The organism is Brunnivagina elsteri CCALA 953 (assembly GCF_002289455.1).
GTDB classification, from domain to species: domain Bacteria; phylum Cyanobacteriota; class Cyanobacteriia; order Cyanobacteriales; family Nostocaceae; genus Brunnivagina; species Brunnivagina elsteri.
Map to the genome: position 1 here is coordinate 1 of NZ_NTFS01000722.1, position 1523 is coordinate 1523.

2 protein-coding genes are annotated in these 1523 nt (G+C 42.2%); both read right to left on the reverse strand.

Annotation, left to right across the window (positions count from 1 at the left end):
* Positions 1-595 (reverse strand): dihydroxyacetone kinase subunit DhaL (dhaL, locus tag CK510_RS30225; protein WP_095725100.1); only part of this gene is annotated, 595 nt, incomplete at its 3' end.
* A gap of 214 nt (positions 596-809) precedes the next feature.
* On the reverse strand, positions 810-1523 hold a 714-nt coding region (locus tag CK510_RS30230; RefSeq protein ID WP_211293365.1), incomplete at its 5' end, for a dihydroxyacetone kinase subunit DhaK.

Here is a 1523-nt window from a genome sequence, read left to right on the forward strand (position 1 = left end):
TTAAGTAACATGAAGTTGCACCAGGGTCTTGATGTCCTATACTGCGATCGCCTAGATAACTAGCGCGTCCTTTTTTTGCTTGCATCAGTGTTGTATCTTTCATGGCTTGTTCGGCTGCTGCTAAGGCTTGTCCCATTGCATCCCGCATCACTTTTCTCTCATCTACAGCTTTCTCAAATGCCCTCACAGCCGGAAAAAGCACATCAAGCATAGTTTTATCGCCTAACTCAGTCTTTCCGCGTTCGATCACACCATTCAAACCAGCCGTGAGCATATCCAGCATATCCCGCTCGTCGAGTTCATCTTTATCAGCGACGGCAGAACTAGCCCTTAAGAAGAAAGTGCCATACAAAGGACCACTAGCACCTCCAATACTAGCAATAAGTGTCATACTTACCGATTTTAAAATACTGCCAATATCCTTGTTATTAGCGATAGTTGGTAATTGAATCAGCAACTTTTTAAAACCACGTTCCATATTGATACCGTGGTCAGCATCACCAATTGCAGCATCTAATTCTGTCAAATATTCTTTATTCTGCTCTATTTTCGTTGCAAATCGCTGCAACCACCGTAAAATTTGTTCTGTATTCATATTAAATTATTACTTATTAGTTAATGGTTATTGGTTAATATAGCGGTTCCCTGTTGAGTTAAATACAGTTTGCGTTCGAGATTACTGTAGGGGTAGACTCTTACCCTAATTTGTATTACGTGCAAACGAGAATCGCTATAGGTACGGGACATTAGGCATTGGGGCATTTTTAACTCCCGTACACACAACCCATCGAGTTGTCTCTAGCCAATATCTAAACTCCCCAACGCCAACTTGGAGTTTTGACAGGCGCATCCCATAACTCAATCATCTCATCATCTAATTTAAGTAAAGTTATTGAGCAACCTTGCATCTCCAACGAGGTAATATAAGACCCAATTAGGTTGCGAACAATTTGTATTCCCCTGTTAGCACAAATCTCTGCCAACTTTCTATAGATAATATAAAGCTCTGAAATTGGAGTTCCACCCATCCCATTCACAAAAGCTAAAACGCGATCGCCTTTTTTCAAAGACTGATTCACTAATTCCAAGTCAAACCATTTACCCTTGTCAGCATCCCACTCACGCAATATACGCTTATATGCTCCATCTTCAAGAATCGATAGCGCCAACATTGATGCAATTTCATTAGCAGGTTTCAAATCCATCCGCTTTCTACCCGGTTCCCCGTGGATACCAATACCCACTTCCATTTCATTTGCACCCAACTCAAACGTTGGCAACATCCTCACAGGTACAGTACAGGAACTCAAAGCGATTCCCATGCTACGTCCATTTAAATTCACCCTGCGGCACAAATCTGCAACTCGCTGCAAATTATAACCCCTTTCTGCTGCCGCACCGCAAATTTTCTCAGCCAAAACCGTCGTTCCCACACCCCTTCTTACTTGGGTATACAAACAATCCTGAAGACTTTGTACGTGAAAGTCTCGAAGGTATGGCAGCTGCCCATGCAGATTTAATAA